Consider the following 26,355-nt stretch of genomic DNA (forward strand, 5'->3'; position numbering starts at 1 on the left):
GGTGCGGGAATAAATTGACCTCCGAAACACGGCGCGAGAATAACAGCACGAAAGCAGCGAGAGCCACTCAGCTCGGTACCAGAAAAAAACGCCGCGAAACCCGTTACGGGAACAAACTCAGAGCAACGGGAATAACGTCACCCGCAACGAGAGCAACACGGCGCGATACGGGAATAAAAACTACGCGAAACTCGTTACGGGAACAAACCTGGGAACAACGGGAATAACGTCACCCGCAACGGGAGCAACACAGCGCGATACGGGAATAAAAACGCCGCGAAACCCGTTACGGGAACAAACCTAGCAGCAACGGGAATAACGTCACCCGCAACGGGAGCAACACGGCGCGATACGGGAATAAAAAACTACGCGAAAGATTAATCCAGTGCGAGAATAACGACAACTGATTCGAGCACAACGCGGCGTGATACGAGCACATCAAGAATTGATAAGTGAATTAGGTGGCCGCAAAAACACGATACAGGCTCGCGATACGGCACAACCGCCCCCTCTAGTTTGAACACAAAAAAACAGTTCACCCATATAGAGTGAACCGTTGGAAATTGATTATTATTTTTCTTCTTCCAGTAATAATTCTAGTTCTTCAGCTTCAGCCTCGTCATCGACATCGTGTCCGTCAACGATTTCGGCTTCTCCGCCAAGTTTATAATACTCGCGGATTTTTGTATCGATCGCTTTTTTAATATCTGGATTTTCAACCAGGAACTGCTTTGCATTTTCGCGGCCTTGTCCTAGACGCTCTCCTTCGTATGAATACCATGATCCACTACGCTGGACTACTTCTACTTCAGTACCGAGGTCTATAATTTCACCTTCTTGTGAAATTCCCAACCCGTACATGATATCCACTTCTGCAAGGCGGAATGGCGGTGCAACTTTGTTTTTCACGACTCTGATACGCGTCTTGTTTCCGACAATTTCAGTACCTTGTTTAATTGCTTCGCCGCGACGAACGTCGATTCGGACTGATGCATAGAACTTCAGTGCACGTCCGCCCGGAGTCACTTCTGGGCTACCAAACATGACGCCGACTTTTTCACGGATTTGGTTAATGAAAATTGCATTCGTTCTCGACTTATTGATCGCACCGGATAATTTCCGAAGCGCTTGAGACATTAGGCGTGCTTGCAAACCAACATGCGAGTCGCCCATTTCTCCTTCAATCTCCGCTTTAGGAACGAGCGCAGCAACAGAGTCAACAACAATGATGTCAACTGCGCCACTACGAACAAGCGCCTCACAAATTTCAAGTGCTTGTTCGCCTGTATCCGGTTGTGATAATAATAATTCATCTATATTAACACCAAGACGTTTTGCATATTCAGGGTCGAGCGCGTGCTCCGCATCAATAAATGCAGCCGTTCCGCCTTCTGCTTGTGCAGCGGCAATCGCATGAAGTGAAACGGTCGTTTTACCCGAACTCTCCGGTCCATAAATTTCTACTACACGACCGCGCGGGTATCCGCCTACTCCTAATGCGATGTCGAGTGCAAGTGATCCACTTGAAGTCGTAGCAATTTTACGATCTGTTTTTTCTCCGAGTTTCATGACAGATCCTTTACCAAATTGTTTTTCAATTTGTTTTAATGCCATATCTAAAGCCGCTTTACGATTTTTCAAATATATTTCCTCCCTAAAATGATTTCCTGTTTTTCTATCTGTTCTTACTATACATCTTTTAGGAAAAATACACAACAAAAAAGCGAACGTTTATTCGAGCGTCTTTTATTAAAATGAAATAATTCATGCTAAACAGGCGCGATTTTTCAATTTTCATATGAAAATAGCTATCAAAATAAAATTTTCAAGTTTACTATTTCGAAAGCTCTTTAATCAAGTAATAGAGTGCAAAACGAGCTGAGCGCAGACGGTTGCTATTTCTTGTTCCTGATAACATCAGCTTGTATGTTGCAGGTTTCCCATTTGGTAAAGCGATACCAATCCACACCGTTCCCACCGGTGTTCCGTCATGGGGAGTCGGCCCGGCCGCGCCTGTTATGCCGACCCCGACATGTGTATCAAATTTCTGTTGCACATGAAATGCGAGCGATTCAGCACACTCTTTGCTAACCACTCCGTACTCGTCAAGCAAATTCTGATCGACGCCAAGTTGGTTAACTTTCGCGTCTTCATCATAAACGATAACTCCGCCGGAAAGCGTGCCGCTAATTCCAGGTTCATCTGCAAGTTCTGCAAGGAATAAACCTGCAGTTAAACTTTCTGCTGCTGATAATGTGTATCCTTTTTGCTTTAGAAGCTCTACAGCTTTTGAAGATAATGTATCATCGTCGATTCCATAGATGAATTCACCTACAATTGAACGAATTTCTTCTTCGATCGGATTGATCAATTGATTGGCTTCATCAATTGTTTTCGCTTTTGCAGTAATTCGTAGCGTGACTGCTTCAGCTGTCGCTAAAGGAGCTACTGTTGGATTGGACTGTTGTTCTAATATTGGTTGAATGCGATGTTCAAGTTCCGCTTCGCCGATGCCATAAAATTTCAGGACACGCGATGTAATGACTTCTTTTTTGCCACTGATCTTAAGTAAATATGGAATTGCTTCATCAACAAACATCGGCTGCATCTCATGAGGCGGACCTGGTAGAAGTATGTATTGAATACCCTCTTTTTCGACAGCCATTCCCGGCGCCATCCCTGTGCGGTTTGGCAGCACTTCTGAACCTTCAAAGACCAAAGCTTGTTTTTTATTGTTTTCAGTCATGATGCGCTTGCTTCGTTCAAAATATTGTTCAATTTGTTTTAGCGCTTCATCATCGCTTATGAGTGTTAAGCCGGCATGTTTTGCAATTGTCTCCTTGGTCATATCGTCTTTAGTCGGTCCAAGTCCACCCGAAAAAATAAGAACATCCGCGCGTTCTTCCCCAATCGTAATCGCTTCTTCCAACCGCTTCGGATTATCTCCGACTACTGTGTGAAAATGGACGTCTATCCCTATTTCTGCGAGGCGGGAAGATATGAAGCTTGCGTTCGTATTCGTTATTTGGCCGAGTAATAATTCAGAGCCGACAGCAATAATTTCAACTTTCATCAGCAAATCTCCCCTTACATGGATTCGAGTAACACGCGTCTATTTTTATAAAAATAGTCAACGCCCGACAAAACAGTGAAGAATAATGCAATGTATAACATGATCGTTCCAAAAGGCACTCCAATTGATTCGAAATAGATGTTATTGAATAGAAGAGAAATAATCGCGACAATCTGTGTCACAGTTTTAATCTTTCCGAGTTGATTTGCCGCTACAACTTCACCGCCGCCCGCAAGGATTAAACGGAGACCTGTAACCGCAAATTCACGGCTAATGATGACAATGACAATCCAGGACGGCGCTGTGCCAAGCTCGACTAGAATAATAAATGCCGCTGAAACGAGCAATTTGTCAGCAAGCGGGTCAAGAAATTTACCCATATTTGTAATGAGGTTATATTTCCGGGCAATGTAACCGTCAAGCCAATCTGTAATTGAAGCAAAAATAAAAATCAGGCCGCCGATTACATGACTTGTTTGAATATCCGTTTTGAGCAGATTAACTGTGCCAAAATTAAAGTCGGCGAGCATGAAAAGCATAAAAACAGGAATTAGTAAAATACGTGATACTGTGATTTTATTTGGTAAATTCAAATGGAACACCTTTCCTTTCAAAGAAAATAGTCATCTGGCTAGATGACTATTATTCTTTCTTATATTCTATAATAATATTTTGTGGTGTACGGTCATTCGCGTATTCAAGCAACTCGCCGTTTACAAGAATTTCCGTCGAGGCAGGACGACCAACGCGAATTCTCACCCAGTCAGTATCTGAAACATCTATTTCCACTGAGTCACCCGCAGCTAAAGTGTGAGCGCCCCGTGGTTGTGGCATGCGTTCTGTTCTTGAACGGTCCAATACGCCAATCCATGAATCACCGCTCGTTTTAATTTCAAGTTTGAATTCTTCCGCCTTGGAAAGCCTGTAGAATGAATCTACTCCAGCGTCACTTTCATGTGTTAATTCTTGTTCGACAGCAGAGTCCTCAGGTTCTTCGCTCTCTTCAGGTTCTTCTTCAACATCCTTGCCATCACCTGTAGAATCTGCATCATTTTTATTTTCATCTTCTGGTTTATCTTTATCAATGATTAATGAGTCTTCTGTTCCAACATCTGGAGTTTTATTGGCAATGTTATTCTTATTTAAAAAGTATACGACAGCAATGATTACAATAATGAATAATGCCACAATAACTTTTGGCAATACTTCATTGAGTCGAGAGCTCCTTAAATTGCTTCGACGCGATAAAGTTTGAGGAGCATGTTGCTGTTCCTCTTCTTTTAACTCCAGTTTTCCTGAGCTGTCACGATACAAAAGAAGCATCTCATCCGCATCTAGCCCGACTGCTTCCGCATATTGCTTAATAAAAGCTCGGACATAGAATGACCCTGGCATCGATCCAAATTCTTCATTCTCGATGCCCGATAAATACCGTTTCTGTATCTTTGTTATTGATTGTAAATCATCTAATGAGTAGCCTTTCGCAATTCTCGCCTCTCTGAGACGGTCACCTAGTCCGGTCACCACAAACACCTACCTATCTTATCAAAGGTTAAAGACGTCAAAACCACCCATTGCCCCCCTATTGGACATCATATGGTTTTTCTCCATCATTTCGTATGTAATTTCTTGATCATGTTCAGTTCGCAATTCAATAATATAGTCAAAATCTTCAATTTTGTACTCAGAATGCTGTACAAAGATATCTGGATGTTCGACTACTTTTATTGATGGTATGCGCATCATTTCTCGAACAAGCTGCAAATGTCGTTCGTCCGATGCTTTGCGCGAGACAATTCCATCTAAAATAAAAATATTATCTTTCGAAAATTCATCTCCTGCAAGCGTGTTCCGAACTGTTTGCTTGATCATTGTGGAAGAAAGAAAGATCCATTTCTTATTGGCACAAACACTCGCCGCAACAACCGATTCTGTTTTACCGACACGCGGCATGCCCCGAATTCCGATTAATTTATGGCCTTCTTCCTTAAATAGCTCAGCCATAAAGTCAACAAGAATTCCAAGCTCGCTTCGCAGAAACCTGAAAGTTTTCCGATCTTCAGAATCTCGTAGTATATAACGGCCATGTCGAACCGCAAGAATATCACTCAGTTTTGGTTCGCGAATTTTCTTGATTTTAATAGTATCCATGGTTGAAGCGATTTGTTCAAAGCGTTGAATTTGAGCGTCATCTTCAGTTGTCAATAAAAGCCCTCTGTGCATGCCGCCATCTTCTCTTTCATGTCCGCCATCCACACTGTTGATTGTTACGATATTGACTCTCAACATGCCTAGTAATGAAGAAATATCCCCGAGCAGTCCTGGGCGGTTCACTTGAATTTCATATTCGAGATACCATTTTCCCATTCGACACACCCCTTCCGGTTATAAGGACGCCTGAAAACGTACATAGTTCTATGATACCGGATTATAGACAGTAAGAAAAGGAAAAAAGTAAAAGGATGTAGATATTACACGAAACGAGTTGAATTTCGCGAATAAATGCATCCCATTATTTAGTTAAATGTACCAGCCGCCATTTACTTTTATTATTTCGCCTGTCATATAATCTGCTTTTCCGCTCAGAAGAAATTCTACAGTATCTGCAACATTTTTTGGTGTCCCGACTTTCATAAGCGGAATTTCATCGACAATCATTTGCCGCTCATCTTCAGGTATCGAATCATTCATGCGCGTTTCAATCCAACCTGGCGCAACCGCGTTGACACGGAAACCAGAATAAGCTGCTTCTTTTGCATACGCTTTGACGAACGCGTGCTGGGCGCCTTTTACCGCTGAATACATCACTTCTCCAGCCGCCCCAGTGTTTCCCCAAATTGAACCGATGAAAACAACATAAGAGGGGTTGCAAAGACGGAGCTTCGATGATACTAAGCCGATGAAATGAGCCGGATTTTGCACATGAACTTTCCAAAGTGCATCCATATCCGCTGTTGTTGTTTCAGAAAGCAGTTTGTACATTGGCTGACCATTCGCCACCACAACGGCATGTACTTCTGAAAGTTGTTCCGCCAATACCTTTGCAGCATCATTTCTGGAAAAATCAGATTGAACGGCTTTAAAGGATTGCTTAGGGAACTGCTTGCTTAATGTCATTCGAAGATTTTCGGTTTCCAATTCGCTTTCATTAAAATGAAGGTAAAGCGACCATCCAAGAGCTGCGAGATTACCGCAAATTGCTCGTCCAATCTCGCCGGATGCACCGAGGATTACCGCATAGCGTTGTTTTTTATGCATTTTCTTTTTCTGCTGGAAGGACTTTATAAACCGTAAAACCACTTTCATCATTGAATGTCGAGAAAGCATTTTTCAAATCTTCAAGCGTCAATTTTTCAAGCACCGGAACGACATCAAACAACTTCATATCATTAAATAAATATCGAGTGAATTGGTTTGCAATAAATTCAATTGAATTTAAAGAACGCATAAATTGACCAATTTTGCGTTTTCTCTGACGATCAAGATCTTCATCTGTAATCGGCCAATTCGTTGTTGCTTCTCGCAGCGTTGCTCGAATGGCTTTTTCTAGGTCCTCGGGATTTTCGGAATCAGATGAAATCATCGAAAAGCCAAATCCGTTTTCCATCATAAAGCTGTAAGAATAGGATTCGTCGATTAAATCATCCTTATAAGCATTCGCATAAAAATCGGATGATCTTCCGAATAAAACATCCATCACCAGTTCTGAAGCAAGTTCACGAATTAACATCTCCTCACCTGAAACATCCGTCTTTGTGCACTTCATGCCAAAACTTAGTTTCGGTTTTGTTACATCCATAGAGAGTGTTCGTTCTGGTTGGACAACGGAATCGGGCTCTTCCGGAAAGCTTCGTTTGATTTCTTCGGCTGGGGAAAATGATTTCTTATTTTGGTTTTCCTTTATGAATTTCATCATTTCTTCTGGATCCACAGCACCTACAACAAAAAACACCATGTTAGATGGGTGGTAAAATGTTTCGTAACATTCATATAAATGTTCGGCAGTGATTTCGTCAATTGTTTCAATAGTTCCTGCAATATCAATTTTAACTGGATGTTCATGGTACATATTTTCAATCATGCCAAAGTATAAACGCCAGTCGGGTTGATCGTCATACATTGTAATTTCTTGCCCGATAATCCCTTTTTCCTTCTCAACCGTCTCTTTCGTGAAATAAGGGTCTTGCACGAAATCCAGGAGCACTTCTGTATTCTCATATAATTTATCTGTTGCAGAAAAAAGATAAGAAGTTCTCGTAAATGAGGTAAATGCATTCGCCGATCCGCCAAGAACGCTAAATTCTTGAAACACGTCGCCATCTTCTTTTTCAAATAGTTTATGTTCAAGAAAATGAGCAATCCCATCAGGAACAGTCACTTCTTCATTTTTACCAAGCGGGATAAATGTCCGGTCAATAGAACCGTATTTTGTTGTAAAAGTTACGTATGTCTTTGAAAATCCCCTTTTCGGCAAAATATAAACATCAAGACCATTTTCCAACTTCTCATTATATAAGGTTTCCTGCAAATTATCGAAATGCACTTTATTCATTTGAATCACCCTCCTTACCCGACAACAAATAAACGACTTCCAATTGAAGGTCCATTGCCATCTTCTTCACATCTTCTTTTGTAACGGCATCCCATTTTGAAATGAGATAATCTGCAGTGAAATCTTCATCAAGTTCCTTAAATTGATCGTAGACTTCAATTTGCCCTCTTGCTGAATCGAATGTACTTGTAATACTGTTGGTAAGTAATGCTTTTGTTTGATCTAATTCGAGATCCGTTACCTCTCCATTTTGCAGTGCTAAAACTTGCTCCTTAATAAGCGATACAGCCTTATCTTCTAGTTCGGCGTCGATCCCTGCCATGACAGAAACAAGTCCATAATGGGATGCATAAGAACTAGACGCGTAATAGGCCATACTTTCTTTTTCACGAACATTCATAAATAATTTACTGTGAGCAAAACCGCCAAACACGCCATTCATCATTTGCATTTTCGTGTAATCAGGGTGATGAATCGTAATAGGCGTGCTAAAGCCCAGATGGAGTTTACCTTGTTTCATGTCTTGCTTTTCCCTGACATGTTCAGGTTCGGTCCGATTAACCTTTTCAGTCGTTTTAAACGTTTCTATTTTACGAGCTGGACGAGCGCCAAACGATAGAACCGCTTTTAACTTTTCGGCAATTTCCGTCTCGTCGATATCGCCTGCAACATAAATATCAACCGTGTCTTCCTCAATCATTGATTTGTAAGCTGCTAGTAAAGTCTCAGGCGTTATTGCTGCTACTGCTTCCTCTGTTCCATCTGAGCTAGTTGAAATCGGGCTATTCGGTCGCAGGATTTCAAGCAATCGCTGTTGTGCATAACTAGTCTTATTATCATATTGCGAGCGTATTCTTTCCCGGACAGATTTTTTCTCCCGCTCGACAATTTCCGGTTTGAAGTTATCGCCTTCAAGATTCGGATTGAAAATAACTGTTCCAAGTAATTCAATCGCTTCATCAAGGACGCCGCCATCTGATAGGTACTCATCATTCACGCATTCAACGTTCAATGACAGAATATGCGTATCGCCACGTTTTGCGACACTCGTGTACATAATGGTTCCATATAACTCGTCCAATTTATTGCGAAGTTCGGTTTGCGTTCGGAACATGCCATTAGAATCTTCTAGAACTTTTGCAAGCACGGCGCGTGTTGCTGCAGTCTTTACATCCAAATTATTCTTCCACTTCACGGAAAAGTTTACCGTTTTGAATTGATTCGACTTGCGGGTATATAATGTCACACCTTGTTCTAATCGATTTTTAGTAAACATCCTAACACCTCTGTTTTTTGTTAATATGAGTCATACTCACATCACTATACATTCCAAAGCACACTTCATGCAAATACTAGGATGTATAATGTTCAAAAAAATTGAAAAGCTACCTAAAGTCTTTTACGACTTTCAAGGTAGCTTCAGATTTCTTATCGTTGCCCTTTAATATACGGTTGCCCGCTTGCTTTTGGAGCAGTTGCTCTACCTATAAAACCGGCAAGCGCTAAAATTGTGAGAACATACGGCAAGATATGCAGGTAAACCGTTGGAACATTTTTCAAAAACTCTATTGAAGGCGCACTTATCGCGAGTGCTTGTGCAAACCCGAAAAATAATGCTGCGCCCATTGCCCCGATTGGATGCCATTTACCAAAAATCATCGCGGCTAATGCCATGAAGCCTTGCCCGTTAATCGTTGCATGTCCAAAGTCATTCGTCATCGTTTGCGAATAAATCGCTCCGCCGATACCAGCAAGCCCTCCGGAAATAATGACTGCAATATAACGAATTTTAGTCACGTTAATCCCCATCGTATCTGCAGCCAATGGATGCTCCCCAACAGAACGCAAGCGGAGCCCGAAAGGCATTTTATATATAACAAACCAAGCTAACAATGCTACCAGAACAGCTAATATAGAAGAACCATAGATTCCCTTGAAAAACATAGGGCCGATAAATGGAATATCTTCTAAAAACGGAACATTGAAACGCGGAATACTGCGTTGAATAAAGTCAGTCTGCCCTTTTCCGAAAATTAATTTCACTGTGAATAAAGCGACTGCGATTCCTAACATATTAATCGCAACACCCGATACAACCTGATCCGCTCGGAAAGTAATCGAAGCGACCGCATGCATGATTGAAAAGATCGCCGATACAATCATCGCGGCAAGTAAGGCTAGCCACGGGGTCCAAGCGCCAAAGGTACCTGCAAACGTCAAGTTAAACAAAATCCCGATAAAAGCCCCCATAACCATCAGTCCTTCAAGACCAATGTTGACAACACCTGAACGTTCTGAGAAAACGCCGCCAATCGCAGTAAAAATTAGAGGCGCCGCGTATGAAATCGTGATTGGTACGATAAAATAAAGAATATCAAGAAAACCCATTTCACTTTGCCCCCTTTTTCTTATTCACGCGATTAAGGATCACTCGGATGATATATCCTGAAGCAACGAAGAAAATAATAAGCGCAATAATTATGGAAACAATCTCTGTTGGAACTCCAGCCTCATTTGGCATATTCCCTGCACCGTATTTCAATGAGCCGAATAATGATGCTCCGAAAATGACTCCTAGCGGTGTATTTGCTCCTAGTAATGCAACCGCGATACCATCAAATCCGATCCCGGTAAAGCCGCCCAGATTAGCCAAATATCCAAATGTGCCAAGCGCTTCCATGGAACCAGCAAGACCAGCAAAAGCTCCTGAAATCACCATTGAAAGAACAATGTTTCGATTTACGTTCATGCCCGCATATTGCGAGGCATGTTCGTTGAAACCGACTGATTTCAACTCGTAGCCTGTTTTAGTTTTATCCAATAGAAACCACATGACGCCAACCATTGCGAGTGCTACTAATATGCCGTAGTGAAGTGTTGAATAGTCCGTTATGTTGGATAAAAATTCTGATCGAAGTGATGCAGTTTCATGAATTTTTTCAGTCTTATAACTTCCCGAAACCGTTTTAATCAATGCATTGACTACATGAAGTGCAATATAGTTCATCATAATTGTTACGATAACCTCATGAACTCGCAAAGCAGCTTTCAAAATACCAGGAACTAATCCCCATAATGCTCCAGCTAGCGCGGCTGCAATTAAAGCAAACGGCAAATGAATAATTTTCGGCAAATCAAACGCTGATCCAACATAAGCGGCCGCAAACCAACCAACGATAAGTTGTCCCTCTACTCCTATATTAAATAAGCCTGCCCGGAATGCGAATGCAACCGCGAGTCCTGCTAAAATATAAGGACTTATTTGTCTAATCGTTTCACCGATTGCATATGCATCTCCAAAAATACCATTCCACAAGGCGATATACGCAGTAACTGGATCATATCCACTGAATATCATCACAATCGCTCCGACAATCAGACCCAATATTATGGATATGACAGGTACTAATAGATTGATAACTCTATTCGACATTTGGATCCTCACCTTCTTTCAGCACAACTTCATCACCAACAACAATCATTTCACTTTTCTGGTGTCCAGCCATTAAGAGCCCTAACTCTTGTTCAGTTGTCTCTGATGGATTCACCGTATCAACAATTTGACCATCATAGATAACTGCTATTCTATCGGATACATTCATAACTTCATCAAGCTCAAAAGAAATTAACAAAACAGCCTTCCCGTTATCTCGTTGCTCTATTAATCTCTTATGGATAAATTCAATCGCTCCAACATCAAGTCCCCGTGTTGGCAGTGCGGCAATTAGCAAGTCCGGATCACGTTCTACTTCGCGGCCAATAATGAGTTTTTGCTGATTTCCACCGGAGAGAGCGCGTGCAGGTTCATGCTCGCCTTGGGTTCTCACATCATAAGTATCAATTATTTTTTTAGCTTTTTCAGAAACAACTTTGTAATTCATAATGCCTTTTTTCGAATAGGGTTCATGGTAGTATGATTGCAAGGCGGCGTTATAACCGACAGAGAACTCCAATACTAAACCATGCTTATGGCGATCCTGCGGAATATGACCAAGTCCTATTTCAGTAATTTCCCGCGGACGTTTACCTGTTATATCTTTACCGTTAATAGATATTTTTCCTTCTTTAACTTTTCTCAAGCCAGTAATCGCCTCGATAAGTTCGCTTTGACCGTTTCCATCGATTCCCGCAATCCCGACAATTTCACCTTTTCGAACAGATAGATTTAAGCCTTTAACTTTTGATACCCCGCGGTAATCCTCAACTACAAGATTTTCAATATGTAAAACTTCATCAGCTGGAAATGCCGGACCTTTTTCCGTTTTGAAAATGACTTGTCGCCCAACCATTAACGTAGCGAGTTCTTCGGGATTCGTTTCACTTGTAATAACTGTGCCGATTCCCTGCCCTTTACGAATAACAGTGACACGGTCAGTGACATCCATAATCTCTTGAAGCTTGTGCGTGATTAAGATAATCGACTTATTTTCTTCAATAAGCTTTTTCATAATGATAAACAGCTCATCAATTTCCTGTGGTGTAAGCGAGGCAGTCGGTTCATCAAATATAAGGATTTCAGCACCTCGATAAAGCGTTTTCAAAATTTCAACGCGTTGTTGCATTCCAACAGAAATATCTGCGATTTTCGCATAAGGGTCTACATTCAACCCATATAACTTGGAGATTTCCGCTACTTTTTTTGCTGCATCTTGGATATTGATGATTCCCATTTTTTTTGGTTCGTTGCCTAAGATTATATTTTCTGTAACCGTTAAATTTTCAACTAGCATAAAGTGTTGGTGCACCATTCCAATACCAAGATTATTGGCAATATTCGGATTGGAAATCGCAACTTTTTCACCGCGCACCCGGATTTCTCCGCCTTCAGGTTGATAAAGACCAAATAGCACGTTCATCAACGTTGATTTACCTGCGCCATTTTCACCTAAAAGTGCATGGATTTCCCCTTTTTTTAGCTGAAGTGTAATATTATCGTTCGCAACGAAATTACCGAATTCTTTTCTTATATCCAGCATTTCAATGACGTATTCCAATGGATTCACTCCCTTGATAAGTAACTTGCAAAATTAATACAAGAAAAGATTCCATTTTCTGGAGGAAACCTTTCTTGTATTAATTTAAATGCGATAAAATTAGGAAGGCCGGAAAAACCCGGCCTCCTACTGCACTAAAATTATTGTTTTGGATCTTCTGGCACTTCAATTTCTCCATCAACGATCTTTTTTGATAATTCGTCAATTTTGTCAAGAATGTCTTGTGGAATTGCACCGCGCGAATCGGCAAGTTCAATCATTCCCTCAGCAATACCATAGCGCGTTATTTCGCCGCCTGGGAATTCATCTTTTTCAGCAAGTTCCGCTACGCTCATAACCGACAGGTCAACTCGTTTAAGCATTGAAGTAAGTGTGATGTTATGGTCGCCCACTTGGCCTTCATCGTATTGGTCTGAGTCAACGCCGATTACCCAAATATACTCATCCGGGTTTGCAGCTTTACGCTCTTTCGCTTCTGAGAACACACCATTACCTGTTCCGCCAGCAGCATGGAAAATAATATCTACACCAGAAGTATACATACGGTTTGCTGCTGCTTTTCCATCTTCAGCTTTGTCAAAGTTACCCGTGTATTGCACGTCTACTTTAATATCAGGGTTAACAGCTGCAACTCCTGCTACAAATCCTGCATGGAAACGTTCTATAACGGGGATTTCCATTCCGCCAACAAATCCAATTTTATCGGATTTTGTCATAAGTGCAGCCGCAGCACCTGCAAGGAATGCGCCTTCTTGTTCTTTAAACATGATGCTTGCAACGTTTTCCACGTCTGATTCTTCATCGACAAGTCCGAACATTGCATCTGGATTTTCCTTTGCAATTGTTTCAATTGCATCTTTCAGCAGGAATCCGATACCATATACAACATCAAAATCGCGACGAACAAGTCTATTCAAGTTTGATGCATATTCTGAAGCGTCATTGGATTGTAGATAGTCATAACCGCCATCGCCTTTTTCAAGACCGTTTTTCTTACCGTATTCTTCGATTCCTTTCCAAGCGGATTGGTTGAAAGATTTGTCGTCAACGCCGCCTGTATCCGTAACCATTGCAACCGATACCGCGTTTTCATTCACTTCGCTTGAACCAGTAGCGCCTTCGTCTTTCTCTTTACCTTTATCAGTTCCGCATGCGCCAAGCAAGCCACCGATAACAAGCATCATCGCTAGTGCAAGACCTAGTTTGCTTTTTCTCAATGTTAGACCCTCCTATTATTTCTTTTTAATATTAGTAACGACGTATATACGTCTTATACCCGTTTTCGTACGACATGAAAACTGAATTTATCTGCGCGAAAATAGTTTTTCGAATATAGAACCATTTCCCCGTCTTCAGTGTAATGTCGTTGTTTTAAAACTAGAAGTGGCACATCTACGCCGCAGCGTAAAATCGAGGAGGCTTCTTCGTCATAACCGACCGGTTCGATATGCGCTATGGCTTGATCGATTCGGACATCACCGGCTTGCTCGATTGCATCGAAAATAGAAACGCTAAAAAGTTCTTCTGTTTCATTCGGTAAATATTTGGACAATAAATTGTCAATACAATAAACGACTGGGTCGCCATCTGCTGTTCTAACTCGTTTTATCGTTACAAGTTTCTCATCTTCATCAAAATCGAATTGTGAGATACAATCATCTGTAGGATCTGTATTTGAAACATCCATAAAAATCGTCCCTGGTTCCATTCCTGCATTCTCTATCATAGCGGATACACTTTCCAACTGTTCAATACCTGATGTAAAGATTGGTTTTGGATTTATAAATAAACCAAGCCCATGCCGGCGGATTAGCACGCGTTCATCTTCTAAAGCCGTTAATGCTTTTCGAAGAGTTGCCCGAGTGACATCAAATTTTTGAGCAAGTTCAAGATCGGAAGGAAGACGATCATTTTCATTATAAATTCCCGATTCAATCATTTCTTTCATAGTCTCAATTACTCGCAAGTAGTGTTGTTGCCTTGCAATAGTCATCAATGTATCACCGTCCTCTATAAGGTCAGACTTTTCTTTCCTATTTGAATATCACTACTAATCAATTTCACTATATCACTTTCGTCCCACAAAATAAACATAGATTCCAAATAAACATTGCGTTTCCAAACTTTAGTAACAAATTGATAACAAATTCCACGTTCAATTCACGAATGTATATCGGCTTCATCTTTACTAATGAGAACTTGACGCGGCCTGCTGCCATCCGGCGGTCCGACGACGCCTCGCATTTCCATCTGATCTACAATGCGTGCAGCTCTCGAATAACCCACTCTGAACCGACGTTGCAACATCGAAACTGATGCCGTTTGCAATTCTGTAACAAGTTGAACTGCATCGTCATACAACTCATCCGTCTCTTCGTGCGGAGCCACGTCAACGATTTCAGTTGGAATCATCTCTTCTTGATATTGGGCTTTTTGTTGTTCAATGACAAAGTCAACAACAGCCTCAACTTCACGGTCAGAAACAAAAGCTCCTTGGATTCGAACAGGTTTAGACGCTCCTGCCGGCAGGAACAGCATATCCCCTCTCCCCAACAACTTCTCCGCTCCGCCACTATCTAATATCGTTCTGGAGTCGATTGCAGAAGACACCGCAAATGCGATTCGCGAAGGAATATTCGCTTTAATAACACCTGTGATAACATCAACACTAGGACGCTGGGTTGCAATGATTAAGTGAATTCCAGCCGCACGTGCCATTTGTGCAAGACGCGTTATGGAATCTTCTACATCGCTTGACGCAACCATCATTAAATCCGCAAGCTCGTCGACAATTACTACAATATAAGGCATATGCGGATGCTTTTCGTCGTTTTCTAAATTCCACTCGTCAATATGATTATTATATCCTTCGACATTTCGCGTTCCGGTATGTGAGAAGAGTTCATAGCGACGTTCCATTTCAGAAACTACTTTTTGCAATGCCTGCGCCGCTTTTCTTGGGTCGGTTACGACTGGCGCCAATAAATGCGGTACCCCATTGTATACATTAAGCTCAACCATTTTCGGATCAATCATCATCATTTTCACTTCATGCGGTTTTGTACGCATAAGAATGCTTATAATAATCCCGTTTATGCAAACACTTTTACCACTACCGGTCGCGCCGGCGATTAACATATGCGGCATTTTGTTTAATTCGGCTAGAATAGCTTGTCCTGTAACATCGCGACCAAGTGAAATCATTAATTTCGATTCGGGCGTATTATTTTCTTTTGCTTCAATGACTTCTCGAAGGCTCACGACTGCAACATCACTATTCGGCACTTCAATGCCAATAGCAGATTTCCCTGGGATCGGCGCTTCGATCCGAATGTCACTCGCTGCAAGTGCTAGTGCTAAATCATCCGTCAAACTAACGATGCGGCTGACTTTAACACCCGTAGCTGGAAGCACTTCATACTTTGTGACTGCTGGCCCTAGATGGACTTGTACAACGCGCGCTTTCACACCAAAACTTAAAAAAGTATCTTCCAGTTTTTGCGCATTTTCTTGAATCGAATCATATTCGCCGGATTGATCATTATACGGGGTTTCTGTTAGTAATGTAGTTGGCGGTAATATATAAGATTCGTTTTCTTCCTCCCCGATTATTGCGCCTAATTTACTGACATCGCCATCGTTTGAATCCTCAACTGCCTCTTTTTCAAGAACAGCAGCTTCCTCATCTCTAGCTCGCTTGTCTATCTGTTCAGTAAAAGTAGAAATTATCGGTTGTGAAGGAATATCCTCCATGATCGGGTCGGCGATTACAGTCTCTTCATTTACTTCTGTCCGACGAGTTCTTGTTTTCTTAGGCTCTACTTTTTTCGTTTTCTTTTCTTTCTTGTCACGAGAAGCTTTTTCTGAGAAAGTTTTTTTAATCGACTCAACCATTTTCGGGAATTTTTCTGCAATAACTGGCACTAATGCTTTTCCAGTCAATAATACGAGTCCAATTAGCATTAATAACACGCCGGCGACGGTTGCCCCTGCAGAATCAAATAAAGAATAAAACATCGCAAAAAGAAAAGCCCCGAGCATTCCGCCGCCTAACGCGCCGGTTCTATCTGCTATTCCGTCATTAATAATCAGTACATTCCACGTTTCTTTTAATGCCGAATCCGACATTAGCACTCGGCTTTCATTGAGTTCTTTAAATAAATGGACATGGCTAAATAACAGTAAGCTTGCAAGTACAAACAAGCTACCTCCCATTATCCTATTTTTCCATCCACCCACTCTTCGCATAATCATAAATATAAGCGCTTGTACAATTAACAGGAATGGAATGGCAAAATGCAAATTCCCAAATAAAAATCTTGTCGCGGAAGATAGACCTCTTCCCGCTGGTCCAAATTCAAACATGATAATAACGGCTAAACCAATCATCAATAGACCAATAACCTCGTACAATAATGGATTCAGACCTGGTTGTTTCTTTTTTCGATGATTCGCGCTTCGTTTTCCTTTTCGTTTTCTAGACATTTTTCTCCCGTCTCCTCCTTTCTTGAAAAAAAGGATTTCCCGCCGGTCAGACGGCAAGGAAACCCTTCGGAGCGGTAGGATCTAATTTAGCTCGATTAATATTCCATAATAATTGGTATGATCATTGGACGTCTTTTCGTTTGCTGGAATAGGAACGAGCTAAGCGTGTCGCGTATCTCTTGCTTTATCCCTGTCCATTCAAATGATTTTTTAGTCACATGTTTCTCAACTATTTTTGTGACTAGTTTAGTTGCTTCTTCAAGAAGTTCCTCTGATTCGCGCACGTATACGAATCCGCGCGAAACGATTTCAGGACCAGCTGCTATCCGCTTATCTTTACGGTTCAGAGTCACGACAACTGTAAAGATACCATCTTGCGATAATAGTTTACGGTCTCTGAGGACAATATTTCCAACGTCGCCGACACCGATACCGTCAATTAATACGTTACCGGCTTGCACGCGTCCGCTCATACGCATTTTACCGCTTTTATATTCTACAATATCGCCTTTATCAGCTATAAATATGCTTGTCTTCTGCATACCGACCTCTTGCGCAAGTTTCGAGTGCGCCATCAGCATGCGATATTCTCCTTGGATAGGGATGAAATATTTTGGTTGCATCAAGTTTAACATGAGTTTTAAATCTTCTTGGCTACCATGTCCGGAAACGTGAACTTTTTTGCTTGACGTCAGTACTGTCGCACCGTTTTTGGCTAATTCATTCATCGTTTCGTACATGGATACTTCCATTCCAGGTGATGGCGTAAATGTGATTAGAACGGTATCTGTTTCTTTAATTCGAACATCATTATGGTGCTTCCTGACGATTTTCTCCAATGCATCCAATGGTTCGCCTTTATTACCAGTGACGATAATGACGACTTTATCGTCTTCATATTTTTCGATATCATTTACAGGAATAACAACACCGTCTTCAGTCGTTAAATAACCAAGATTAACGCCAACCTCAAAATAACTTTCAAGACTCTTTCCGACTACGGCTACTTTTTTACCTGTTTCAAATGCTGTGTCCAATACTTGTTGAATTCGGATAAAGTTAGAAGCATATAAAGCGACTAAAATACGGCCTTCAGAAGCATGAAACGTTTGCGATAATTGTTTTTCAATTACAGATTCGCTAGTTGTGTATCCTGGTCGTTCTGCCTCGGACGAATCAGACATTAATATAAAGACGCCATTTTCTCCAAGAGTTGCCATTTTTCCGATGTCGGGACGATAATTTCCTTTTGCGGATTGGTCAAACTTAAACTCGCCAGTGTGAACAATAGCACCCTCACTTGTGTTAAATACGATTCCCAATGAATCGGGAATACTATGAGTCGTATTGAAGAATGTAACATGCGTGCGATTAAAGTTCATTCTGCTTTTGTTAGTTACTTCAAAAAAGCGAACGGATGCTGGTGCAGGCATTTCTTTCAAATGTTCTTTAGCTAACGCTAAAGTCAGTTTCGACCCGTATACCGGCGCTTGTACTACTTGCAATAAATACGCAAGAGAACCAATCGCGTCTTCATGTCCATGCGTCAGGAATATTCCTTTCACGCGTTGTTTGTTTTCCTCAACGTATGTAAGATCAGGTATGACGATATCGATACCAAGCATTTCTCGTTCTGGGAACATAAGTCCTGAATCTACGATAAATAGTTCTTCATCGATTTCCACGACATACATCGCTTTCCCAACTTCTCCTACCCCTCCAAGGGGAATGATTCGGATTATTTCATTTTTAATTTTTGTCAATTTTGTTCCTCCTATTTCTACTTCCCGTCCATATCGACTATGATTCATTATACGGGACGAAACGTTCTTGTACAAACAAAAAAAGCCGGTTTCCTAGACCGGCTTTTTATCAAACAAAAATATGTTCATTGTTTTTGAACTTTTCCCATACTTTATCAAAGGCCTTATTTTCTTCGTTATACCCGATTAATGGTAACCTTACGCCACCAGTGTCAATATTGTTTTTTTGCAATGCATATTTCACTGGAACCGGATTTGGCGAAGTAAATAATTCTTTAAACAATGGGAGCAGCGCTCTATGCATGCGAGCTGCTTCTTTTGTACGTCCTTCATTAAATGCGGTGATCATTTTTTGCATTTCATTCCCGACCACATGCGACGCTACTGAAACAACCCCATGCCCGCCAATCGCAAGAAGCGGTAATGTAAGACTGTCATCTCCACTATAGACCTTAAATTCAGGGTCGGCTTCTGCAATTATTGTCGCCATTTGTTCAAGGTCCCCGCTTGCTTCTTTTACTGCACGAATGTTTTTCACTTTCGATAAAGCAATTGTCGTTTCGGGAGTCATATTAATAACGGAACGTCCCGGGATATTGTACAAAAGTATTGGAAGACTTGTTTTCTCGGCTATTGTTGAAAAGTGAGCGTACAATCCCTGCTGGTCCGGCTTATTGTAATACGGGGTAACAAGCATAATGCCATCCACGCCAACCCGCTCTGCCGTAATCGTGCTTTCAATTGACTCGGCAGTTGCATTAGAACCTGTTCCAGCGATAACTGGAATTCGCTTATTAACCGTTTCAATTGTAAATGAAAGGAGTTCTTCTTTTTCTTTAGCCGTTAACGCAGGCGATTCACCTGTTGTTCCGCATACGACTAAGGAATCTGTCCCGTTAGCGATAAGATGTTCAATCAACGCCGCTGTCTTTTCAAAATCGATGGCGCCCGTTGATGAAAACGGGGTAACCATCGCCGTAGATATTCGTCCAAGCTCCATACTAAAATCCCTCTTTCATTGTATTCATTTCTTCTCCGTTGCCAAGAGTGATTCTGCAATTTGCACTGAATTCAATGCAGCGCCTTTAATAAGATTATCCGTCACAACCCACATATGAAAACCTGCTGGATGATCTGGGTCTTTGCGTAGACGCCCAACGAACACATCGTCCTTGCCTTCTGAAAATAAAGGCATTGGATAGTGTTGAGTTTTCGCATCATCTTGAACTACAATTCCGGGCGCATTGACTAGTTCGGAACGAATATCATCAACAGAAACGCCTTCTTTATCAACTTCAAAATAAACTGATTCAGAATGACCCGATACCACCGGGATTCGAACACATGTCGCTGATACATGCAGCTCATTCATATTAAAGATTTTTTTTGTTTCATTAATCATTTTAAGTTCCTCAAACGTATAGCCTGAAGAATCGAAGGCATCGATTTGAGGAATCGCATTAAACGAAATTGGATAAAATTTTTCTCCAGCCCCAGTCGGTAGAAGTTTAGCATCAATTTCTTGTCGATTGTTAAACTGATTGCTTTGGATTTCCAATTCGTCAATCGCTTCTGCTCCAGCACCGGAAACTGCTTGATAAGTTGAAACGATAATTCGGTTAAGTCCGAACTTTTCTCGAATCGGTTCAAGTGCTGTCACCATTTGGATTGTTGAGCAATTCGGATTTGCGATAATTCCATTATGCTCTTGTAGCACATCTGCATTCACTTCCGGCACAACAAGTGGAATTGTTTCCGTCATTCGAAATGCACTTGTATTATCAATAACGACCGCGCCTCGTTTTACCGCTTCTTCGGCAAACATTTTTGAAATAGCGCCGCCTGCACTAAAAAATGCAATATCAACATCATCAAAAGATTCGGGAACAGTTTCTTCAACCGCAAACTGTTTGCCGTCCACTTCAATTACATTTCCAGCCGACCTTTTTGAAGCAAGCAGTTTAATTGAACTCGAAGGAAAATTACGTTCAAGTAGTTTTTCTAGAATTTTTGTCCCAACGGCACCTGTGGCGCCAACGATAGCAACATTAACTGTACTCATAATCAAATCTCCCTTTCAGCATCAAAGCAGTTGTAATGGAAAGATTATAGCATAAGATTTGGTTTATTGTGTCGGAACCTTCATTTTTCTTCATGAATTATTAATAAAGGTTGGATTTGTTCGTTTTTTAGCGCTGCTGCGGCTGCTGGAACCATCAAGGAAAAGTCGGAGATTAAGGAGTTTGGTTTTTTGATCGGATCGTCCTGTCCAAAAGGGATAAAAAAAACATTTTTCATATTGAGGAGTTTCATAAGGTTGACACCATTTAATCCTAAAGCATCATTCGTTGAAATACCTATAAGAACCGGGCTGCCGTTACGTAAAGTTGCTTTAGCGGCCATTAGTACTGGTGAATCGGTTGATGCATTGGCAAATCGACTTAGAGAATTGCCTGTCATCGGTGCAATAATCATGCAATCAACAGGTGTTGATGGTCCAAATGGCTCGGCGCCAACAATTGTTGAAATAACCTTTTCCCCTGTCGCCGTTTCAATCCTGGCAATCCACTCCTCTCCTGTGCCGAACCTGGTTGCGGCAGTGAGAACTGAATGTGTAATAACAGGTATAACTGTAGCACCAGCGTCAATCAGCGAGTCAATAACTGGAATAATCTCTTCATACGTGCAATGCGAAGCCGTTATCCCAAGACCTATCCGCTTTCCTTGTAACATTTACTTCCCCTTTCATCTTCGGTGAATCCTCTCGAGTGCACCACTTAATGAAATTGCTGCATCGAAAGGAAAATACTTCCCTGGCAAACCAGGGAGTAATCTATAGTATTCATTCACCGATGAATCCTTTAGGCACCCGGGCGCTGACGCAAGATCGAAAATGAAATCCGGCATTTCAAATTGCTTCGTTAACCATTGGGCTGGAATTGTATTAACGAGATAGCCTTCACTCATCTTTAGAGTATTGGAAAATTGTTCGGCATTATATCCCCGCATTTTCGCATCTCCCAACTGTGCTTCTGACCGAGCAATCACCGTCACATTGCCGCCGAGTGCGCTGAGTGCGGCTGCCACCATTTTTCCGACTCTTCCGTAACCCGCGACGTAGAAACGTTTACCTGAAATCGTTCGACTCATTTCATTATAAAAAACATTAATGAAGGCCTCGGCTGTTAACCAAGCATTTTCCCATATAAATAACTCATCTCGTAAATAAGATTCAATCGAAAAATCAGCATCTTGATAACGCGTTTTCCATTCTTCCGAAACAACACCTGTGTATAGCTTTGTCCCTTCTCCTAGTAGTCTAAGCGGGATAGAGCCTTCCATTTCTAATATAGGGAAAACAATATGATTTGGTTGAAATTCAATGAGCGTCGATTCTAAATCGTCTGTATACGTATCAGTAGGAATCGAGCGGGAAATATACCCTTTCTTCTCCATCAACTTGCAACATACTGATAGCCGTTTATCGCTTCCGATGAATAACCATTTTTCTTTACTCATTCAAATAGGCCTCATCAATCGGACCTGTTTTTCTAAAAAGAATACGGTGTTCTCCGATTAAGACAATTTCCGACCATGGTATAAACTCATCCGTTTCTTCAGGTCGGTTCTTAAATGAAAAACGACTGAATTTCCTCTTCACTTCAAGTCCAATAATATCTCCTGTTTTCCCGTTGAAAATGAGATCTGTATCAGCCAATAAACCGTAACGTATACCCTCATCGACTTGAATTAACTCTTTCCCGGCAAGTTCTGAAAGTAGCATCATTCATTCCCCTTTCTATTATCTCCATTCAGTATATGAACGAAAATCTGAAAGATTGTTAATTGAATGCAATACGGTCAATTGTTTCTTTCGGAGCTATGATCGAAATGGCACGTTCTTTCGATAAAATCTCTTTTGCCACTTCCATAATATCTTCTTTATCAACAGCTTGAATTTTTGAAACTACATCATCAATACCTTTATGGCTTTGAAAAACAATTTCATTTCTTCCATTTCGGGACATGCGCGACTCTGTACTTTCCAAACTTAATAAAAAACTGCCGATAACATGCTCTTTTGCCTGTTCGATTTCCTTTTCGGTTACACCCCCATCCAATACTGATTTAATGATTCCATCAATTGTTTCGTACAACTCATTCATCTTTTCGGGTGATGTTCCACCGTAGATGATGAATGAACCTGCATTTTCATATGCTGTGTAATACGAATAAATGGAGTAAGCCAGACCGCGTTCTTCACGAACTTCTTGAAAGAGGCGAGATGACATGGCGGATCCAATAATGCTGTCTAAAATAATCAAGTCATACATCCGACTATCATCTAACGCCAACGCCGGGAATCCAATACAAAGATGGGATTGTTCGACATCCTTCTCTTTTATCGTTACACCCGGATAAAAGAATGGCGTCTCTGCACTAGTATCCTGTTGTTTTTCATTCGTCGATTGAAACGAACCGAAAAGCTCTTCAATCGTATTAATTAAACGATCATCGTAATTGCCCGCAACCGATATAACAATTCGCTCGGGTTTATAATTTCGATTCATAAAGTTCATAATCATTTCTTTAGTAAACTTCTCAATCGTGTCTTTACTGCCCAGTATCGGCTTTCCAATCGGATGCGCGGGATACATTGCACTCCAAAGCCGTTCGTGCACATCGTCATCTGGCGTATCCTCAACAGTTGCTATTTCTTCTAGAACAACCGACTTTTCTTTCTCCATTTCGGTTTCGTCAAAAATCGAATGAAAAATCATATCTTCCAAAATTGAAATAGCCGTTTCCGCGCGATCACCGAGCACAGTGGCATAAAAACATGTCATATCTTTAGAAGTAAATGCATTCACATCTCCCCCCATACGATCGAATTGCTCCGCGATTGTACGCGCTGACCGTGTCGGTGTTCCTTTAAATAACATATGCTCAATAAAATGAGCCACACCTTCTTCTTCTAGCAACTCATCCCTGGATCCCGCTTCTATACAAACACCCAGCGCCACAGAGCGGACATACGGCATTTTCTCATGAATAATTCGTACCCCGTTCGTGCATATATGTTTTGAAATCAAAAAATTATCCTCCTTCTCATTCGGTCAATTTAGCCAAACGACCATTAATCGGATTTAAACGACTAAAGTAATCCCGGAAACGACTAATGGCCCCTCCCAAACGACTAAAACGCACCCGAAAACGACCAATCGCCCGCTAAACCAACTAACAATAAATTTCAAATACAAAAAAAGACCTCGGTGAGAGGCCCTTAATTGTACGATGAAACCTAATTATTTATTCTCTTTTTCCGCAGCTTTTTTCTCTTCAAGAAGAACTTCTTTTCTTGATAAGTTTACGCGACCTTGGTTATCAATTTCAATGACTTTAACAAATAATTCATCACCTAATTTTAATACGTCTTCAACCGCGCGAGTGCGTTCTTCTGCAATGTGAGAAATATGGAGAAGGCCGTCTTTCCCTGGGAATAGTTCTAGGAAAGCACCGAATTTTTCAATCCGTTTAACTTTCGCCATGTAATATTCCCCGACTTTAGCTTCTCGAACAATATTTTCAATCATCGCTTTTGCTTTAGCATTCATTTCGCTATTTGAAGAAGAGATGTAAATCGTACCGTCTTGTTCCGTATCGATTTTAACTTCAGTTTCTTCAATAATTTTATTAATAACTTTACCGCCAGGTCCAATGACATCACGGATTTTATCTGGATTGATTTGGATTTTGACTATTTTCGGAGCATACTCGGACAATTCTTCACGAGGTCCTGATATTACTGAATTCATATGTTCAAGGATATGCAAACGACCAATTTTCGCTTGTGTCAATGACTCTTCAAGGATTTGACGGGATAATCCTTCAATTTTAATATCCATTTGTAGAGCAGTGATTCCTTTTTCAGTTCCTGCTACTTTAAAGTCCATATCTCCTAGTGCATCTTCCATTCCTTGAATATCGGAAAGAATTGAATAGTTCTCATCTCTCTTCACAAGACCCATCGCTATTCCAGCTACAGGCGCTTTTAATGGTACACCAGCATCCATCATAGCCATTGTAGACGAGCAAATAGATGCTTGCGAAGATGAACCATTAGATTCAAGAACTTCAGCGACTAAACGCATTGTATACGGGAAATCCGCTTCATCTGGAAGAACTGCTTCTAGTGCACGTTCCCCTAAAGCGCCATGTCCAATTTCTCGACGACCAGGTCCGCGAATCGGGCCCGTTTCTCCAACACTGAAATTCGGGAAGTTATAATGGTGCATAAAACGTTTCGACTCTTCAAGACCGAGACCGTCAATAATTTGAACTTCGCCAAGTGCGCCTAATGTACAAATACTTAATGTCTGTGTCTGACCGCGCGTGAACAAGCCTGAACCATGTGCTCTCGGCAAAATGCCTACATGCGATTCAAGCGGGCGAATTTCATCAGGTGCACGGCCATCTGGACGTATTTTTTCATCTGAAATAAGTCTGCGCACTTCTTCTTTAACCATATTTCCTAAAATAGCTTTAACTTGTTTTAATGTGTCTTCGTCTGCTTCGTTTTCAGTGTACGACTCGATCACTTCATTTTTCACAGCGTTGATCGCATCTTCGCGTTCATGTTTTTCTTTTGTTTGAATTGCATCAGTAAGTCGCGCTTCATAATTCGACTGAATTTCAGATTTTAATGCTTCGTCTAATTGGAATAATGGAATTTCCATCTTTTCTTTACCGACTTCTGCAATTATCTTCTCTTGGAATTCGACAAGCTTAATGATTTCGTTATGGCCAAACATGATCGCTTCTAAAATAATGTCTTCCGCTACTTCAGATGCGCCTGCTTCAACCATGTTGATCGCGTCTTTCGTTCCCGCAACGATCAAATCTAAATCGCTATTTTCTAATTGGTCTAATGTCGGATTCACAATGAATTCTCCGTCAATACGCCCGATTTGAACTCCGGCAATCGGTCCCTCGAATGGAATGTCCGATACGGATAACGCTAAAGAAGATCCAATCATTGCAGCCATTTCAGGTGAACTGTCATTGTCGACTGACAAAACCAATGAAATGACTTGTACATCATTACGGAAACCATCCGCGAATAATGGTCGGATTGGACGGTCGATCAGGCGGCTCGTTAAAACTGCTTTTTCAGAAGGGCGACCTTCACGTTTAATAAAACCTCCTGGAATTTTACCAGCAGCGTATAAACGTTCTTCATAATTCACTGTCAATGGGAAAAAATCTAGACCCCTTGACTCCTTTGAAGCTGTTGCGGTTGATAGGATTGTTGAATCCCCGTAACGAACGAGCACGGCGCCGTTTGCTTGCTTTGCATATTGGCCAGTTTCAACAACTAATTGTCTTCCTGCCCATTCAAACGAATATACTTTCTTTTGTTCTGTCATTATTGAACCCCTCTCCATGTAGCAACAGTCAGAATTGCATACGTTGTATGTATATTTATAG

The 26,355-nt window shown here is 41.2% G+C and carries 22 protein-coding genes; all 22 read right to left on the reverse strand.

The features are described 5' to 3' along the window. Positions 1 to 570: 570 nt before the first annotated feature. Positions 571 to 1,641 carry a recombinase RecA gene (gene recA / locus G8782_RS04330; protein ID WP_172369657.1) on the reverse strand — a complete coding sequence of 357 codons (1,071 nt, stop codon included), beginning with the start codon at positions 1,639 to 1,641 and terminating at the stop codon, positions 571 to 573. Positions 1,642 to 1,834: 193 nt separating this feature from the next. Beyond that, positions 1,835 to 3,073, reverse strand: coding sequence for a competence/damage-inducible protein A (locus G8782_RS04335; protein ID WP_172369658.1), 1,239 nt, complete (start codon positions 3,071 to 3,073; stop codon positions 1,835 to 1,837). A gap of 14 nt (positions 3,074 to 3,087) precedes the next feature. Then, a complete protein-coding gene (gene pgsA / locus G8782_RS04340; protein ID WP_172369659.1) occupies positions 3,088 to 3,666 on the reverse strand; it encodes a CDP-diacylglycerol--glycerol-3-phosphate 3-phosphatidyltransferase in 579 nt (192 codons plus the stop codon). A 49-nt stretch (positions 3,667 to 3,715) separates the two neighbouring features. After that, on the reverse strand, positions 3,716 to 4,597 hold the full coding sequence (locus G8782_RS04345; protein WP_172369660.1) for a RodZ domain-containing protein: 882 nt from the start codon (positions 4,595 to 4,597) through the stop codon (positions 3,716 to 3,718). Between the two features lie 21 nt (positions 4,598 to 4,618). Beyond that, positions 4,619 to 5,440: a DUF3388 domain-containing protein gene (locus G8782_RS04350; RefSeq protein ID WP_172369661.1), complete on the reverse strand. Its 822-nt coding sequence runs from the start codon at positions 5,438 to 5,440 to the stop codon at positions 4,619 to 4,621. Between the two features lie 153 nt (positions 5,441 to 5,593). Next, a complete protein-coding gene (ymfI, locus tag G8782_RS04355) occupies positions 5,594 to 6,331 on the reverse strand; it encodes an elongation factor P 5-aminopentanone reductase (RefSeq protein WP_172369662.1) in 738 nt (245 codons plus the stop codon). After that, positions 6,324 to 7,625: an EF-P 5-aminopentanol modification-associated protein YfmH gene (yfmH, locus tag G8782_RS04360; protein ID WP_172369663.1), complete on the reverse strand. Its 1,302-nt coding sequence runs from the start codon at positions 7,623 to 7,625 to the stop codon at positions 6,324 to 6,326. The genes ymfI and yfmH overlap by 8 nt, the downstream gene beginning before the upstream one ends. Next, entirely contained in the window at positions 7,618 to 8,901 is a 1,284-nt protein-coding gene (gene yfmF, locus G8782_RS04365) for an EF-P 5-aminopentanol modification-associated protein YfmF (RefSeq protein WP_172369664.1), read from the reverse strand. The genes yfmH and yfmF overlap by 8 nt, the downstream gene beginning before the upstream one ends. A 152-nt stretch (positions 8,902 to 9,053) precedes the next feature. Next, positions 9,054 to 10,013, reverse strand: a complete 960-nt coding sequence (locus G8782_RS04370) for an ABC transporter permease (RefSeq protein WP_172369665.1) — start codon at positions 10,011 to 10,013, stop codon at positions 9,054 to 9,056. Position 10,014: 1 nt separating this feature from the next. Next, positions 10,015 to 11,058: an ABC transporter permease gene (locus G8782_RS04375; RefSeq protein WP_172369666.1), complete on the reverse strand. Its 1,044-nt coding sequence runs from the start codon at positions 11,056 to 11,058 to the stop codon at positions 10,015 to 10,017. After that, the gene (locus tag G8782_RS04380) at positions 11,048 to 12,619 is read right to left on the reverse strand and encodes an ABC transporter ATP-binding protein (RefSeq protein ID WP_172369667.1); all 1,572 of its coding nucleotides are present in this window, start codon (positions 12,617 to 12,619) and stop codon (positions 11,048 to 11,050) included. Before G8782_RS04380 ends, G8782_RS04375 begins: the two co-directional genes overlap by 11 nt. A 140-nt stretch (positions 12,620 to 12,759) precedes the next feature. After that, the gene (locus tag G8782_RS04385; RefSeq protein ID WP_172369668.1) at positions 12,760 to 13,836 is read right to left on the reverse strand and encodes a BMP family lipoprotein; all 1,077 of its coding nucleotides are present in this window, start codon (positions 13,834 to 13,836) and stop codon (positions 12,760 to 12,762) included. Between the two features lie 53 nt (positions 13,837 to 13,889). Beyond that, positions 13,890 to 14,612 carry a GntR family transcriptional regulator gene (locus G8782_RS04390; protein ID WP_172369669.1) on the reverse strand — a complete coding sequence of 241 codons (723 nt, stop codon included), beginning with the start codon at positions 14,610 to 14,612 and terminating at the stop codon, positions 13,890 to 13,892. A 167-nt stretch (positions 14,613 to 14,779) separates the two neighbouring features. Beyond that, a complete protein-coding gene (locus tag G8782_RS04395; RefSeq protein ID WP_172369670.1) occupies positions 14,780 to 17,104 on the reverse strand; it encodes a DNA translocase FtsK in 2,325 nt (774 codons plus the stop codon). Positions 17,105 to 17,199: 95 nt separating this feature from the next. Beyond that, the gene (locus tag G8782_RS04400; protein ID WP_172369671.1) at positions 17,200 to 18,867 is read right to left on the reverse strand and encodes a ribonuclease J; all 1,668 of its coding nucleotides are present in this window, start codon (positions 18,865 to 18,867) and stop codon (positions 17,200 to 17,202) included. A 109-nt stretch (positions 18,868 to 18,976) separates the two neighbouring features. Continuing rightward, the gene (gene dapA, locus G8782_RS04405) at positions 18,977 to 19,867 is read right to left on the reverse strand and encodes a 4-hydroxy-tetrahydrodipicolinate synthase (RefSeq protein WP_172369672.1); all 891 of its coding nucleotides are present in this window, start codon (positions 19,865 to 19,867) and stop codon (positions 18,977 to 18,979) included. 24 nt (positions 19,868 to 19,891) lie between these two features. Then, complete coding sequence (locus G8782_RS04410) at positions 19,892 to 20,929, reverse strand: aspartate-semialdehyde dehydrogenase (protein ID WP_172369673.1); 1,038 nt, start codon at positions 20,927 to 20,929, stop codon at positions 19,892 to 19,894. Between the two features lie 80 nt (positions 20,930 to 21,009). Next, the gene (locus G8782_RS04415) at positions 21,010 to 21,600 is read right to left on the reverse strand and encodes a dipicolinate synthase subunit B (protein WP_172369674.1); all 591 of its coding nucleotides are present in this window, start codon (positions 21,598 to 21,600) and stop codon (positions 21,010 to 21,012) included. A 12-nt stretch (positions 21,601 to 21,612) separates the two neighbouring features. Beyond that, positions 21,613 to 22,386: an NAD(P)-dependent oxidoreductase gene (locus G8782_RS04420; protein WP_172369675.1), complete on the reverse strand. Its 774-nt coding sequence runs from the start codon at positions 22,384 to 22,386 to the stop codon at positions 21,613 to 21,615. After that, on the reverse strand, positions 22,379 to 22,651 hold the full coding sequence (locus G8782_RS04425; RefSeq protein WP_172369676.1) for a YlmC/YmxH family sporulation protein: 273 nt from the start codon (positions 22,649 to 22,651) through the stop codon (positions 22,379 to 22,381). The genes G8782_RS04420 and G8782_RS04425 overlap by 8 nt, the downstream gene beginning before the upstream one ends. Positions 22,652 to 22,709: 58 nt before the next feature. Continuing rightward, entirely contained in the window at positions 22,710 to 23,960 is a 1,251-nt protein-coding gene (locus tag G8782_RS04430) for a M16 family metallopeptidase (protein ID WP_172369677.1), read from the reverse strand. 213 nt (positions 23,961 to 24,173) lie between these two features. After that, complete coding sequence (gene pnp, locus G8782_RS04435) at positions 24,174 to 26,294, reverse strand: polyribonucleotide nucleotidyltransferase (RefSeq protein ID WP_172369678.1); 2,121 nt, start codon at positions 26,292 to 26,294, stop codon at positions 24,174 to 24,176. Between the last annotated feature and the right edge of the window lie 61 nt (positions 26,295 to 26,355).

The sequence above is a fragment of the Sporosarcina jiandibaonis genome, from assembly GCF_013184495.1.
In the GTDB taxonomy this organism is placed as follows: Bacteria; Bacillota; Bacilli; order Bacillales_A; family Planococcaceae; genus Sporosarcina; species Sporosarcina jiandibaonis.

Coding starts and splice junctions, on each gene's coding strand:
- G8782_RS04395 (WP_172369670.1), bottom strand. CDS start 17,104: ATGTCTAGAAAACGAAAAGGAAAACGAAGCGCGAATCATCGAAAAAAG.
- dapA (WP_172369672.1), bottom strand. CDS start 19,867: ATGGAGCTTGGACGAATATCTACGGCGATGGTTACCCCGTTTTCATCA.
- G8782_RS04370 (WP_172369665.1), bottom strand. CDS start 10,013: ATGGGTTTTCTTGATATTCTTTATTTTATCGTACCAATCACGATTTCA.
- ymfI (WP_172369662.1), bottom strand. CDS start 6,331: ATGCATAAAAAACAACGCTATGCGGTAATCCTCGGTGCATCCGGCGAG.
- G8782_RS04410 (WP_172369673.1), bottom strand. CDS start 20,929: ATGAGTACAGTTAATGTTGCTATCGTTGGCGCCACAGGTGCCGTTGGG.
- pnp (WP_172369678.1), bottom strand. CDS start 26,294: ATGACAGAACAAAAGAAAGTATATTCGTTTGAATGGGCAGGAAGACAA.
- G8782_RS04375 (WP_172369666.1), bottom strand. CDS start 11,058: ATGTCGAATAGAGTTATCAATCTATTAGTACCTGTCATATCCATAATA.
- G8782_RS04425 (WP_172369676.1), bottom strand. CDS start 22,651: ATGCTACTTTCAGAACTTGCCGGGAAAGAGTTAATTCAAGTCGATGAG.
- G8782_RS04415 (WP_172369674.1), bottom strand. CDS start 21,600: ATGTTACAAGGAAAGCGGATAGGTCTTGGGATAACGGCTTCGCATTGC.
- G8782_RS04350 (WP_172369661.1), bottom strand. CDS start 5,440: ATGGGAAAATGGTATCTCGAATATGAAATTCAAGTGAACCGCCCAGGA.
- yfmH (WP_172369663.1), bottom strand. CDS start 7,625: ATGAATAAAGTGCATTTCGATAATTTGCAGGAAACCTTATATAATGAG.
- G8782_RS04390 (WP_172369669.1), bottom strand. CDS start 14,612: ATGACTATTGCAAGGCAACAACACTACTTGCGAGTAATTGAGACTATG.
- G8782_RS04420 (WP_172369675.1), bottom strand. CDS start 22,386: ATGAGTAAAGAAAAATGGTTATTCATCGGAAGCGATAAACGGCTATCA.
- yfmF (WP_172369664.1), bottom strand. CDS start 8,901: ATGTTTACTAAAAATCGATTAGAACAAGGTGTGACATTATATACCCGC.
- G8782_RS04335 (WP_172369658.1), bottom strand. CDS start 3,073: ATGAAAGTTGAAATTATTGCTGTCGGCTCTGAATTATTACTCGGCCAA.